The 14802-nt window shown below is 39.8% G+C and carries 12 protein-coding genes; 8 read left to right on the top strand and 4 right to left on the bottom strand.

Features of this window, described 5'->3' with window-relative positions:
• Positions 1-45 precede the first annotated feature (45 nt).
• The 8 genes from ACFSKV_RS13880 (at position 46) to ACFSKV_RS13845 (ending at position 10498) form a co-directional block, all read left to right on the top strand.
• Positions 46-1149 carry a serine hydrolase domain-containing protein gene (locus ACFSKV_RS13880; RefSeq protein WP_380803860.1) on the top strand — a complete coding sequence of 368 codons (1104 nt, stop codon included), beginning with the start codon at positions 46-48 and terminating at the stop codon, positions 1147-1149.
• A 137-nt stretch (positions 1150-1286) separates the two neighbouring features.
• A complete protein-coding gene (locus ACFSKV_RS13875) occupies positions 1287-2339 on the top strand; it encodes a proline iminopeptidase-family hydrolase (protein ID WP_380803857.1) in 1053 nt (350 codons plus the stop codon).
• Between the two features lie 185 nt (positions 2340-2524).
• Positions 2525-3928 (top strand): sulfatase, encoded by a 1404-nt coding sequence (locus ACFSKV_RS13870; protein ID WP_380803854.1) that lies wholly within the window; start codon positions 2525-2527, stop codon positions 3926-3928.
• A gap of 23 nt (positions 3929-3951) precedes the next feature.
• Positions 3952-5925, top strand: a complete 1974-nt coding sequence (gene ftsH / locus ACFSKV_RS13865; RefSeq protein ID WP_380803851.1) for an ATP-dependent zinc metalloprotease FtsH — start codon at positions 3952-3954, stop codon at positions 5923-5925.
• 212 nt (positions 5926-6137) lie between these two features.
• Positions 6138-7190 carry a ThuA domain-containing protein gene (locus tag ACFSKV_RS13860; protein ID WP_380803847.1) on the top strand — a complete coding sequence of 351 codons (1053 nt, stop codon included), beginning with the start codon at positions 6138-6140 and terminating at the stop codon, positions 7188-7190.
• Positions 7191-7534: 344 nt separating this feature from the next.
• Positions 7535-7834 carry a GIY-YIG nuclease family protein gene (locus tag ACFSKV_RS13855; protein WP_380803845.1) on the top strand — a complete coding sequence of 100 codons (300 nt, stop codon included), beginning with the start codon at positions 7535-7537 and terminating at the stop codon, positions 7832-7834.
• Between the two features lie 386 nt (positions 7835-8220).
• Positions 8221-9072, top strand: a complete 852-nt coding sequence (locus ACFSKV_RS13850; RefSeq protein WP_380803842.1) for a sugar phosphate isomerase/epimerase family protein — start codon at positions 8221-8223, stop codon at positions 9070-9072.
• A 49-nt stretch (positions 9073-9121) separates the two neighbouring features.
• On the top strand, positions 9122-10498 hold the full coding sequence (locus ACFSKV_RS13845) for a sulfatase family protein (RefSeq protein WP_380803840.1): 1377 nt from the start codon (positions 9122-9124) through the stop codon (positions 10496-10498).
• A gap of 6 nt (positions 10499-10504) precedes the next feature.
• On the opposite strand, the gene ACFSKV_RS13840 is transcribed toward ACFSKV_RS13845, so the two are convergent.
• The 4 genes from ACFSKV_RS13840 to ACFSKV_RS13825 all read right to left on the bottom strand — a co-directional run bounded on the left by ACFSKV_RS13840 (position 10505) and on the right by ACFSKV_RS13825 (position 14734).
• Positions 10505-11314: an alpha/beta fold hydrolase gene (locus ACFSKV_RS13840; RefSeq protein WP_380803837.1), complete on the bottom strand. Its 810-nt coding sequence runs from the start codon at positions 11312-11314 to the stop codon at positions 10505-10507.
• Between the two features lie 186 nt (positions 11315-11500).
• A complete protein-coding gene (locus ACFSKV_RS13835) occupies positions 11501-12325 on the bottom strand; it encodes a sugar phosphate isomerase/epimerase family protein (protein WP_380803835.1) in 825 nt (274 codons plus the stop codon).
• 11 nt (positions 12326-12336) lie between these two features.
• A complete protein-coding gene (locus tag ACFSKV_RS13830) occupies positions 12337-13737 on the bottom strand; it encodes an aminopeptidase P family protein (protein WP_380803833.1) in 1401 nt (466 codons plus the stop codon).
• Between the two features lie 79 nt (positions 13738-13816).
• Positions 13817-14734, bottom strand: a complete 918-nt coding sequence (locus tag ACFSKV_RS13825) for a dihydrodipicolinate synthase family protein (protein WP_380803831.1) — start codon at positions 14732-14734, stop codon at positions 13817-13819.
• Between the last annotated feature and the right edge of the window lie 68 nt (positions 14735-14802).

Genomic DNA, 14802 nt, shown 5'->3' with positions numbered 1-14802 from the left:
TATAAGGAAGATAAATTATAAATTAAAAACCAAAAAATCAGAATAATGAAAATCCTTATAAAAAAGAAAATAATGCCTTTTACCTTAGTGATGCTATTGTGGGGTTTTGGCCAACTTGTCTATGCGCAAAAATCAAAAATGGAGGAGGCTATGAACAAAGCAGAGGCATCAGGATTTTCAGGCGTAGTTTGGGTAGCCCATCAAGGGAAACCCATTTTTACCAAAGCCGTGGGTTTCCGATCATTTGAAAACCAAATACCCCTTCAAACCAGTGATGTTTTTGAAATGGCTTCCATTTCAAAACAGTTCACTGCTATGTTGGTCATGATGTGTATAGAAAAAGGACTTTTGGGGGTTGATGACCTTGCCGAAACCTATCTGGATATTCCATACACCGGAATCTCGGTTAAAAATCTTTTGACGCACACCAGTGGTCTTCCGGATTACCAGGCTGTCATGGATAAGCATTGGGACAAGAGCAAAATAGCCGGAAATCCCGATATCCTTGAATACCTCAGAAGGTACAACCCTCCCATGGAATTTCAACCCGGTGAAAAATATGAATACAGTAACACAGGATATGTGTTGTTGGCAAGCATTGTAGAAAAAGTTACAGGAAGGGATTTTGTAGAACTTTCAAGGGAATGGATTTTCAAACCCTTGGGAATGAGTGATACGGATATCAGGACATTGGATGAGAAAGCAAAGATTCCAAATTTTGCGGCTGGCCACCAAATGGATGAATCAGGCCAATTTGTGAATGCCAATAAGTTTCATTCCTCAGATTACACTGTCTGGCTGGGAAATAGAAAAGGTCCGGGAAGGGTCAGCAGTACAGCTGCAGATTTGATGAAATGGGACCGGGCATTATACACAACAGGTCTTGTCAGTACTGATATGCTTGATCTTGCCTATTCCTCTTTTGTATTAAATGATGGCAGCTTGAGCAATTATGGTTTCGGTTGGGATCTCAGCGAAGATCCCAAAATGGGAAAAGTTGTCTCCCATACCGGAAGTAATCCAGGATACAGCAACCTCATTGTACGGTATATTGATAAGGATTTCACCTTTATCATGCTCAACAACAATGAGCATGAATCCCGGACTGATCTTGAAAAATCAATCCGGGAAGCCATAGCTAACTGGTAAGATCCCGGGTTTTTTATTCCATTCATTATGAAATCTTTTGAATACATGCCTGTTTGTATCCAAAAAGGGATTTGTAAAGAAGCAATCCTTTAATTATTTTCATGTGCTTTTGCCATCATAACCCAACCTCTATATTTATGAAAAAAATCATCCTTCTATTTACTTGCCTTTCTCTCTTTGCTCAATCCTGTTCCCATGAGGGCCACAGACATGATGAGCATGATCATGTGACTGATTCCTACCTGGATTTTTCCAATCGGGATGATCAGTTTGAAGGAGGAATCCGAATGATCCCTATACAAACCCCGAAAGGAGAATTCAGAGTTTGGACCAAAAGAGTAGGAAACAATCCAACAATGAAGGTTTTATTGCTTCACGGGGGACCCGGAATGACCCATGAAGTGTATTCCTGTTTTGACGGTTATTTCCCTTCCGAGGGTATTGAGTACATTTACTACGATCAGTTAGGGTCTTATTACTCGGATCAGCCGGAAGATCAATCCCTTTGGACCATAGATCGGTTTGTAGATGAGGTCGAACAGGTAAGAAAAGCCTTGGGGCTGAACAAGGATAATTTTTTCCTTTATGGACAATCCTGGGGAGGAATGCTGGCCATGGAATATGCTTTTAAACATCAGGATAACCTCAAAGGATTGGTGATATCCAATATGATGTCAAGCCTGGATGAATATGAAAAATATGCCAAAGAAGTATTGGGGCCACAAATGCCTGAGGAAGTTTTTCAGGAAATCCTGAAAATTGAAGAAACAGAGGATTTCGATAATCCCAGGTATGAGGAACTCCTTATGGAACACCATTATCAGCACCATGTGCTGAGAATGCCATTGGAAGATTGGCCTGAGGCGGTTCTACGCACTTTAAAGCATGTCAACCCAAATGTCTATGTCTATATGCAGGGGCATTCAGAGTTCGGGATAACAGCAAATGCAACTTTAAAGGGATGGGATCGAAGAGCTGACCTGAAAAACATCCAAGTGCCTACCTTGGTGATTGGGGCAGGGCATGATACTATGGACCCCAAACATATGGAATGGATGTCCAAGGAAGTTCAAAACGGGCGCTATCTTTTCTGTCCTGATGGCAGTCACATTTCCCAATACGATGACCAAAAGGTTTTCTTTGAGGGCCTGATCAGGTTTGTGAAAGACGTGGATCAGGGGAAATTTTAAAAAATCAAACTTAAATCAAACTGTCCTTTAGTCCTTATACAGGATACTAAAGGACAGTTTTTCTTTTGTCCCGATTAGTTTTAAGTGTTTGTTGCTTTCTCCGGCACATTATTTTAAAACCTTCAATAAATAAAATTGATTGGTTAAAAGCTCTAAATTAATAAATCCATCAAGTTGAGATAGGTATGAGAGAATTAGTTTTCGTTTTTTTGGCCTTAGTTTTTATGAATAAAGGCTACGCCCAAAATCCAAATATCATCTTTATTTTAACAGATGACTTAGGGTATACAGATTTGGGCTGTTATGGCAATCCTTATAATGAAACCCCAAACCTGGATTCCTTGGCTAAAGGTGGCTTATTGTTTACAGATGCTTATTCATCAAGCCCTGTGTGCTCTCCCTCAAGAGCAGGATTGATGACTGGTAAACACCCTGCAAGAATTGGATTGACAAATTTCCTAATAGGAAATAGGACAGACGAGGAATCTCCAATACTTCCTCCTGATTGGCAAAAATTTTTACCGGCAAATGAGCTTACCCTTCCTGAAATACTGAAATCAAGGAATTACTATACTGGGATGATAGGTAAATGGCATTTAGGTAACGGAGAAGGACAGTCCCCTTGGGATCAAGGGTTTGATTTCAGTAGATCAATAGGAAAAAATGGTTTGGATTATTATAATTATTCTATTTTCGAGGATAGTTATGAAAAAGAATTTGAGGATAATGGAACATATTATCTCACAGACAGATTAACAGACTATGCTATAGAATTTTTAGAAAACAAAAAAGAAGAAGAGCAGCCATTCTTCCTTTTTTTGAGTTATTCAGCACCCCATGTTTGGCTTGTACCTAGAGGGGATAAACTCTCTAAATATTTAAAAAAATACAACAGGTTTAATGACAAATATAACCCTTATTATGCAGCAATGATAGAAAGTGTAGATGATGGAGTAGGCAATATCATCAAGAAGCTGCAAGAAATGGGAATTTTAGAAAACACATTGATCATCTTTACTTCTGACAATGGTGGAGTTGGACTTGCTGAACAAGGTCCAATTCCTACTGACTTACAACCTCTTAAAAAATGGAAAGGACATAATTATGAAGGAGGCATTAGAGTTCCACTAATAGCATTTTGGAAAGGCCGAATAAGTGAGGAAAGAGTTTCTGATTTACCCACTTCCAATATTGATTTTTTTCCTTCAATCGCAGCTCTTGTAGGTGTACCAGTTCAACACCAACTTGATGGGAAAAATATCCTTAATCATATATTGGATGGAGCTGAGGAAGAAAGAGAACGTCCATTGTTTTGGCATTATCCCCATTTTAGCAACCAACTGGGAAGACCATCAGCCGCAGTCAGGCTTGGGAATTGGAAGCTTATTCTTCGATATGAAGATCAAGGGGTAGAACTATATAATCTCCAAGAAGATATCGGTGAAAATAATGACCTTTCTTCCAAAGAGATTGAGATTAAGCAAAGGTTATTTTCCCTTCTTTTGGATTGGTTAAAGGAAACAAACGCAAGATTACCCTTGGATAAACAAACCCTTGAACCAATTAAAATTAAAAGGGATCTAATGTAGTTTATTATACAAATGCTCCTTTTATGAAAAGAAACCTAAAAGATCCAACTTCGCCTATCGAGGGGTCAAATGAAAAAAACATATACAAAAATAATAAACCCAAATTTCCTTCATCCCGAATCTTGCTGATCTTTCTGGTAATTTTGATTGGTAATTATCTCCTAGTCAACTATTTTTTTCCTAACAAAGAAACCGATGTAAAAATCCCCTACAGCCTCTTCAAAGAGCAGGTATCCTCTGGAAATGTCAAAGCCATTTATACCAAAGGAGAACTGATTTCAGGGAAGTTCGAAAATACCATTACCTATACCCACCAAGATCCAAATAAAAAGGACAACCAGACAAAAAGCGAAGAAGTAAGCCTTTTTTCTACAACCATTCCTTCTTTTGCAGATCAGGGTTTAGAGACGCTTTTAGAGGAAAATGGGGTTGAAATTGTCGCAGATCCTCTGGTGGATGACGGTTTTTCCATCTTGACAATTTTGTCCTACTTTGGTCCGGCTCTTTTGATCATTTTATTCTATGTCTGGCTATTCAGAAAAGCTCAGGGCCAAGGAGGCATAGGTGGCATGATGGGCATGGGACAGAGCAAAGCCAAGCGTTTCGATCAGGATACTGATCAAAAGGTTAATTTCGATGATGTGGCGGGAATAGATGAAGCAGAAAACGAACTGGTAGAAATCGTGGATTTTTTAAAAAATCCTGAAAAATACACCAAACTGGGAGGAGCTGCCCCTAAAGGTGTTCTTTTGGTCGGCCCCCCAGGTACCGGAAAAACCTTATTGGCCAGGGCAGTGGCAGGAGAATCGGGCGTACCCTTCTTTTCCATGAGTGGATCTGAATTTGTGGAAATGATCGTGGGCGTTGGAGCTGCGCGGGTCAGAGACCTGTTCAGAGTAGCAAGGGAAAATGCCCCTGCCATCATTTTCATAGATGAATTGGATTCCATCGGAAGGTCAAGGGGGCAATATGTTTTGGGGGGTGCCAGTGAACAGGAACAAACCCTCAACCAAATCCTGACCGAAATGGATGGCTTCTCCAGTAAGGAAGGGATTATTGTGCTGGCAGCAACTAACCAACCTGATGTACTGGATAAAGCCCTTTTGCGGGCGGGAAGATTTGACCGCAGGGTAGTAGTGAATCCACCTGACAAAACTGGAAGAATTGCTATTCTTCAAGTGCATACCAGAAAGGTACCGCTGTCAGAGGATTTCAGCTATGAGGAAATTGCTGCTGCTACCCCGGGCTTTACCGGTGCAGACCTCAAAAACCTGGTCAATGAAGCCGCGCTACAGGCAGCCAAAGAAAATGCTTCTAATGTCACCTCAAAGCATTTTATGGCCGCTTTGGAAAAAATAGTACTCGGGCCTGAAAGACCTATTTTACTTACACAAGAAGACAAAGAAAGGATCGCCTATCATGAAAGCGGCCATGCCATACTTGGTCTTTTAGTCGCGGGAGCAGATCCGGTAAACAGGGTGTCGATTGTTCCACGGGGACAGGCATTAGGGGTAACCTACCAGCGACCCGACAAGGATAAATACAATTATGAGGAAGAATACCTCAGGGCAAGGATTATCGGTATTCTTGGGGGACGCTCTGCTGAAGAGGTAGTATTTGGTACCAAAACCACCGGGGCAGAAAATGATATACAATTGGCCACAGAGATTGCCAGGTCTATGGTCACACGCTGGGGAATGAGCAAAGATTTAGGCTTGATCCAATTATCTGGCCCCAGGAATGAATACCTTGGAGTAAGTTCCGGACAAAAACCTTACAGCGAAGATACCGCCAAAAGGATAGATGCAGAAGTAGTAAGGATTATTCAGGAATGTCATGAGGAAGCCAAAAAACTGCTTAAAGAACATAGAAAAGAGCTGGACTCTCTAGCAAAGGCTTTATTGGAAAAAGAAAACTTAAATGAAGATGAAATCCTCAAAGTAACCGGACTTCCTCCTGCACCGAAATTGATCAGCAGAAAATCGAATCCGGAATAGAAATTTACTAGTCAATTAATGTCTGGCCTAGCTATTTTTAAAGAATGGAAATATTCCTGAGTAAATAAATGCTATTTTTTCAATTCTATGTAATTTGTTTGCTTTTTTTGAATAATGGTCTAAAACTTATCAGAAATCACTTTTTTCAAATAGGTTTTCAAGGTATATTTTGGAGAAGTATTAATCTGATTTCTCCACTAAACCTTAAACCAATGCCCAATACACCTTTTTCCTCTAGAAACAAAAATATCTCAATAAGGCAAAATCTGCTCTTTTTAATCATCATCCAATTCTTTATCTCAATAGCTTGTCAGGCGCAGGAAGGCAAAACCTGGCTGCGTTTTGAAGGAACTTCAGGACCTGGAAAAGGCAAGCACATTGTTCTTGTCAGCGGAGATGATGAATACCGGTCTGAGGAAGCTATGCCCATGTTAGGAAAATTACTTGCCCAGCACTATGGGTTTACCTGCACGGTTCTTTTTCCAATCGAACCTGAAACCGGAAATATAGTCCCTTCTTACCAAAACAATATCCCAGGTTTAGAACATCTGGAAAAAGCTGATCTGATGATATTGCTCACAAGGTTCAGGGAATTGCCGGACGAGCAGACCAAGTATTTCCATAATTATATCATGGCAGGGAAACCCATAATTGGGATGAGAACAGCTACCCATGCTTTCCATTATGAAAAAAACAAAAACAGTCCCTATGCGAAATACCACTGGAGAAATGCGGAAAAAGGCTGGGAAGGCGGATTTGGCCAACAAATACTCGGAGAAACCTGGGTTGCTCATCATGGTGACCATGGAACAGAAGGAGCAAGGGCTTTGATTGATGGATTGGCCCAACAAAAGGATCATCCGATTTTAAGAGGTGTAAGAGATATTTGGGCAGCCTCTGACGTCTACACGGTTAAAAACCTCCCTAAAGAAGCAGAAGTATTGATTTATGGTGTGCCCACTTCAGGAATGACACCAGAGTCTCCTGTAAATTGGGAAAAATCTGTTATGCCTATGGCCTGGACAAAGGATTATCAGGTGGAAGGCGGTAAAAAAGGAAAAGTCTTCACTACCACCATGGGCGCATCCGTTGATTTGGTAAGTGCTGATCTGAGAAGATTAATTGTCAATGCTGTTTTTTGGGGATTGGATATGCCTGACAAAATCACAGCAGATATGGATATATCCATAGTAGGAAAGTATGAACCCTCAATGTTTGGTTTTGGCACATTTAGGAAAGGGATGAGGGTGGAGGATTTTAAGTGAGGAATATATTTCGTCAACCTGACGAAGGAAGGGTCTCCAGGGGTGCAGTAAAAGGATACATTGGAGAAGTAAATGGAAGCAATCCAAACGGCTAATCGAACTCCATGAGATCCTTCGTGCCTCAGGATGACGGAAGAAAACATACGTCACCCTGACGAAGGAAGGGTCTCTAGGGGTAAAACAAAAAGAAAATTTAGACAAGAAAAATGGTAGAATTTCAAACCACTATTCGGACCGCATGAGATCCTTCGTGCCTCAGGATGACGGAAGAAAACGTACGTCACCCTGACGAAGGAAGGGTCTCTAGGGGTTCAGAAAATATTTATGCTTAAAATAAATTTTAAATGGAAAGAGGAGGAGCTATTTATATTCTAACAAACAAACTAAACACAACCCTTTATATTGGAGTAACAAGTAATTTACCAAAACGCCTTTTTGAGCATCAGAATGGAATATTCCCAAATTCCTTTGTTTCAAAATACAATCTGAAAAAAATTATTTATTATGAAAGTTTTCATTCAATTGAAGAAGCGATTGGGAGGGAAAAACAACTTAAAGGCTGGACCAGAAAAAAGAAAAATGAATTGATTGCAACAATGAATCCAAATTGGATTGATCTGACAAATGAAATTATGAGTTGGTGAGCCTTTAATTATTACCCATTTGGGGCCTATTCGAACTTCATGAGATCCTTCGTGCCTCAGGATGACGGAAGAAAACGTACGTCACCCTGACGAAGGAAGGGTCTCTAGGGGTGCAGTCAAAGGATACATTGGAGAAGTAAATGGAAGCAATCCAAACGGCTAATCGAACTCCATGAGATCCTTCGTGCCTCAGGATGACGGAAGAAAACGTACGTCAACCTGACGAAGGAAGGGTCTCTAGGGGTAAAACAAAAAGAAAATTTAGATAAGAAAAATGGTAGAATTTCAAATGCCTATTCGAACTTCATGAGATCCTTCGTGCCTCAGGATGACGGGAATTATAGCACGATAATGAAATTGTAACAATAAACCAATTAAAAATACCCATGAATAAAATCGGATTTAATGTATTGGCATGGTCGGCAAATATGTCAGATGACCTCAAACCTATTTTGGACAGATTGAAGAAAATTGGCTATGATGGAGCCGAATTTTTTGTAGGTTCCCCTGATGAAGCTGCCTATAAAAGTATTGGGAATTACTGCCGGGAGATCGGATTGGAGGTGACCACCGTCTCTGTATTAAGCCCGGAAGAAAACCTGATCAGCCCTGATCCATCTGTCCGACAAAAAGGTTTGGAAAAGATCAAATGGATCATCGACCGGTCCCATGACCTGGGTTCACAGGTCTTATGTGGCCCCTATCACTCCGCCTTTGCTACTTTTTCCAAAGCTGCTCCCCAGGAAATTGAATATGAAAGGAGTGCTGAAATCCTCCATCAGGTAGGGGATTATGCCACTAAGGCTGGAATTCTACTCACTCCCGAGGCATTGAACAGATTTGAATGCTACCTCTGTAATACCATGGAGCAATTGGGGCATTTGTTGGGTAAAGTCAATCATCCCAATGTCAAGGCGATGTTTGATACCCATCATGCGAATATGGAAGAGAAAAAACTGGGTGATGCTATCCGTTATATCGGTTCCCGCTTAGGACATTTCCATATCAGTGAAAATGACCGGGGAACCCCAGGTTCAGGGCATGTGCCTTGGGATGAAACCTTTGCTGCTTTGGCAGAAATCAATTATAAGGGCTGGCTGACCATAGAGGGATTTACCCGAAATGACCCGGATTTCGCCAATTCCATTGGTGTTTGGAGACAATTTTCAGAACCTTGGGAAATGGCAGAAAACGGGTTTAAACTTATTCGGGAAATGGGTCAAAAACATGGTTTATAAATAGTAAAATTTCACCTTGCAAGAATAGCCTATAGTTTCAATTATAAAAATGCTGAGAATCCTTGTTTTTTGCGTTGGCTTCTTATTAATCATTGATTTCCCCGGTTTTTCCCAGGAAAATCAGCCCAATATCATTTTCATCCTGACTGATGATCAAAGATGGGATGCTTTGGGGTTTGCAGGTAACCAATTGATCTATACTCCTGAAATGGACCGGCTAGCCTCAGAAGGGATATTTTTTGAAAATGCCTTTGTAACAACCCCAATATGTGCAGCAAGTAGGGCCAGTATTTTAACAGGAACTTATGAGCGGACACATGGCTATACTTTTGGACAAGGGGAAATCAAACAGCAATTTATAACTCAATCCTATCCTGCATTGATGAAAAATAGCGGTTACCACACCGGTTTTTTCGGGAAATTCGGTGTAAATTATTCCAATTTTGAGGAACTTTTTGATATTGGGGAGAATTACGACAGGTTGGATCGATACAAAGATAGAAGGGGCTATTTTAATAAAATACTCGGTATGGATACAGTTCATTTGACACGGTATACAGGCCAAAAAGCCATTGAATTTATCCGCCAAGCCCCATTGGGAAAACCTTTTATCCTTTCTTTAAGTTTCAGCGCCCCCCATGCCCATGATCCTGCAGAGGAGCAATATTTTTGGGAAAAGGAATTTGATTCATTGTATGCATCACAACATTTCCCTGAACCTCCTTTAAATGACTTAGAATTTTTTGAAGCGCAACCCCCCTATGTTCGGGAAGGGGAAAACCGTAAACGCTGGTATTGGAGATTTGACACAAAGGAAAAATACCAAAAGAGTATGAAGGGATATTTTAGGATGATTTCAGAAATTGACCATGAAATAGGATTGATAAGAAAGGAATTATCAAAGCAGGGAAAAGATAAAAATACAGTTATTATTTTTATGAGCGATAACGGCTATTTTTTGGGAGAGCGTCAATTGGCAGGAAAGTGGTTGATGTATGATAATTCCCTAAGGGTTCCCATGATCATTTATGATCCAAGATCTCGCCATGGCCGAAAAGTAAAAGACATGGTTTTAAATATAGACATTGCTCCGACCATTTTTGATCTTGCGGGTCTGGATATACCAAAATCATGGCAAGGCCTAAGTCTGGCTAGGTTTTTAGAAGAAAACAGTCCCGATTTGGATCGGAAAGATTTCATTTGCGAACATCTTTGGCAAGTGGATATCATAGCACCTAGCGAAGGCATTAGAACAGAATACTGGAAATATTTCCGTTACGTCAATGATCCTCAACATGAGGAATTATATGATTTGAAATCAGATCCTTTAGAAAAGAATAACCTTGCTTTGAACCCTGCATTCCAAGATCTATTATTGGAGATGAGGGGAAAGTTTGTAATTAAGGAAAAGGAACTGAGAAATTAAACATGTTTAGGCCGTAGAATTCTTCAACCACTGATCAACCCTTTCATTAAAATCTATCAGATTCTCCCAATGAAATGCATGCCCACTTTTTGGATAAATATGCAGATCTGAATTAGGAATAGCACCTGCCACTTCTTTTGTCATCCATACCGGCGTGAAAATATCCTCCTCCCCACCCAAAACGAAAGTCGGACAGTTGACACTTTTTAAATCCTCTAAAACGGAATGGGAAATACAGGCAGCTGCCTGCCCCTCAAGCCCTATCAAAGGCTGGGGATTGGGATCCAAGGCAGCATTTTTTCGGTCTTCCAATAATCCTGCATGAAAGTCCTCATTATCCCATGAGCTTTTTGAAAAAATCAATAACTGTATATAAACACTGAATTCCTCTGGTTTCAGCCTTGCTTTGCAGTCCATCATATGTTGAAATATAGCCTTGGCTGTATTGTCACAGCGTGCCCATGGACACATCAATACCATTGCTTTGACCCTTGTCGGGAAATGGATGGCCATCTGTTGGGCTATGATGCTACCCATGGATACTCCAGCGACTTTTACCGATTCCAAGCCCAAATGGTCAAGCACTGCAATACAATCTTCTGCCATTTGTAGGGAAGTATAAGGACCTGCTGGTTTGTCTGATTTACCAACCCCTCTGTTGTCAACTAAAATACATCGAAATGATTTAGCCCAATATTCTGCATGCTTTTCCCATACCGAACCCGGTGCAGTAATTCCCATAATCAAGAGCAAAGGTTCCCCTGAACCCCTTTCTTCAAAGTAGATGTTTATTCCGTTGGTGTTTATTGTGGGCATTTTTTAAGAATTAAGAATTGATAATGATGAATGAATAATGTTGAAAGAGAAATAAAGAAATTTTGAATGACGAACATAGGAATTCTTTCTTTTGCCTTTGTAGGATTCAGAATACGATATTTTCCATTCTTAATTCATAATTCTTAATTTCTCCAAGTCTCGCCTCTCGTTTCTCGCTTTTCTTTTCTATCTCAATCCCGGCACCAAAACCTCATTTACCCACTTCCCATCATGAAGCGTAACAAAATCCGGATCTTCCAAGGCTTCTTTGCCTTCATCTTCACAGATTATCCAACCCCCAAATTCAATATCTTTCAACCATTGGGTAATTCCCAATAAGTCAACCTTTCCATTCCCCATCAATGCAAACTCCGGATTTCCATCCCAATCTTTATAATGTACATGGTTAATGATCGACTGGTATTCTTTCATTTTGCCAAGGGGATCCATACCCCCGTTGATGATATGCCCAACATCCGGGCACCAGCCTGTCACTGAAAGATCCAAACCTTCCAAAATCACTTTATAATCCTCTTCAGTCCGAGTAATGGATGTATGGGGAGAATTGGGATGAAAGCTACTCTCAACTCCTTTCTCTTTTGCCCTTTGAGAAACTGTGTTTACAATATTGATCAGGTTTTTTCTCCGAGTGACCAAGTCATGACGACCAGTAGGAATCTGAACGGTACAAAGCACTGAACCCGGAAATCTTTTCAGCAGGTCTATGGCATTATCTGCTACTTTTCTTTCTTCCTCGGTTTCTTTTGTTCCATTCCAATCCAAAGCCAAAGCCACTGCTGCCAGCTCAATCCCCTGTTCCTTCAATTTTTCCTCCAACAAAACAGGATCGCTCAATTTTCCCATCCAGGAAAATATAGGTTGGATTCCAGTAAATCCTGCCTGGGAAATGATTTCGATCATATGTCCCAATTGGTCTTTATAAGTTTCCCCGTTGTTGTTCATATACCAGGTATAGACCTCCGCACCGAATTTGAATGGCAGTTTTTTCATGGTTTTTCTTGTTATTGACTTGAATATTTTTCTCTAATTTGCTCTACATCTTTGAGGCCTATTTCTAAAGATTCTCCCAAAAGCTTTGAACCATTTTCAGTGATTAAATAAGCATCTTCTACTCGAATTCCCCCAAAATCTTTATAGAATTCCAGCATGGAATAATCAATAAATTCCTTATGTAAATTTTCTGCCTTCCACTGTTCTATAAGCTTTGGAATGAAATAGATACCTGGTTCAATGGTGATTACAAAACCTTTTTCAAGTTCTTTTCCCAAACGAAGTGATTTTAGACCAAATTGACTGCTCTTTTTAAAATCCTCGGTGTACCCCACGTATTCTTCTCCCAAATCTTCCATATCATGGACATCCAGGCCCATCATGTGCCCTAGACCACATTGGAAAAACAAGGCATGGGCACCTTGATCAACAGCATCATCAATATTCCCCCTCATAATCCCCAGTTCCTTTAATCCTTCCGCCAACTTTTTGCAGGCAAGAAGATGAACTTCCTTGAACCTTATTCCAGGTTTTAATGCCGATACAGCAACTTGATAAGATCTGTGCACAATTTGATAGACTTCCCTTTGATTATCAGAAAATCTAGGTCCAACGGGAATGGTCCGTGTAATATCACCTGCATAATGCAATTCCGACTCAGCACCAAAATCCCCCAAAAGCATTTTCCCATTAATCAAAACGTTGGAATAGTTGTGATTATGGAGGATTTGTCCATTGGTAGTGATGATAGGAGGGAAAGACACGTTTCCACCTAAAGAAAGTGCTTCTCCGGTCACCAATCCAAGAAGTTCATACTCATTCATCCCAGCTTTGGCTTGATGCATCAATTTTTTATGCATATTGACACTGATATTCACCGCTTTGGTAATTTCCCGGATTTCCTCTTCGGATTTAATCGATCTTAAAGATACGACAGCCTTTATAAAATCCACTGACACAAAGGATTCTATTTCCACTATACTTTTTGAGAACCAATAAGCAAGTTTTTGTTTGTTTTCAGGACGGTATGCAGGAAGGTAATGGACTTTTCTATCCCCAGAAGAAGTCAAATAGGAAGATATTTCCGCTTTTGGTTTGGTATTCTTAACCCCAATAGCATATGCCAAATCTGAAATAGGCGTATGGTCCCCTTGCCAAATTGATTCTTCAGTAGTTAAGTTATCTCCAAAAATAATCTCTAGATCCTGGTCAATATCGATGATAGCTGCAAGTCCCGGCAAATCCAAACCAAAAAAGTATAGGAAAGTGCTGTCTTGCCTAAAAGGATACCAATTGTCTTTAAAGTTAATGCTGCTTTCTTCATTCCCTAAAAACAGCAAGACTCCGGAACCCATTTTTTTCTTTAATTGATCCCTTCTATTCTTGTAAGTTTCTTTGGAAAATAATTTCATAGATAATTTGTAAAGTAATAATAGATTTAATTTTGATTCCCAAAGGTTTTAGGATTATCACCATAAACCAGAAAAAAAATTATATGGAGACTTCTTTCAAATTAGGTAAAACAGGCCTTGAGGAAAGGGAATCATGGATTATCTTCAAAACATTTTTCCTTTCTTTTCCAACAAGTGGTAACCTTGGCTCCCTTACAAATTCTGTCCCAAGGCCAACCTCAAGTTCAGCCAATTTAATATATTGAACTAATTTTGGATGTATATCCAATTCCAAAAGGGGAAAAAACCATCGGTATATTTTCAATGCTTCAATGTACCTTCCTTGTTGCATCAATTCGTAAATGGCGACTGTTTCATAAGGAAAAGCACAAACCAATCCCGCTACCCAACCATTTGCACCAAGGGCTAAACTTTCATATGCAAGAGGATCAACACCACAAAGTATTTTAAATCTTTCACCAAACCGGTTGATCATTTTAGTCACTAGAGATAAATCTCTAGTGGATTCTTTCACTGCTTGGATATTTTCAAATTCTTCCAACTCCTCAAACATATCAAGCGTAACCAATATTTTATAATCAATAGGATTATTATAAATTATGATGGGAAGATCTGTGGATTTGGCAATTTTTTTAAAAAATGAAACAGTCTCTCTATCATCAGCTTTGTACCTCATGGGAGGAAGTACCATAAAGCCCTTTATTCCACTATCTTTTGAAGCAGAAACAGCTTCAAGAGCCTCTTTGGTAGATTGTTCGGCAATCGTCATTACAACAGGAATTCTATCTCCTACTACTTCCAGAGTGGCCTTGACCAATGATTCTTTTTCGGAGCTTTTCAAAGTACTGGCCTCACCCAGGCTACCTCCTAAAATTATACCATGTACGCCTGCATCCATCTGAATTTGAATATTAGATTGAAAAGTCTTTATATCAAGCTGATCATCAGATGTAAATTTTGTTGTTATTGCAGGGAAAACTCCTTTCCAATTAATCATAACTATTCCTGTTTAATTTTAAATACCGGGTTTATCAATAATTCATTTTTTGCTTCATTTTTTAAACT

It is taken from the genome of Shivajiella indica, assembly GCF_042683085.1.
GTDB lineage: Bacteria > Bacteroidota > Bacteroidia > Cytophagales > Cyclobacteriaceae > Shivajiella > Shivajiella indica.
Note: the sequence above shows the minus strand (reverse complement) of the source record. Positions and strands in the feature narration are given on the sequence as shown.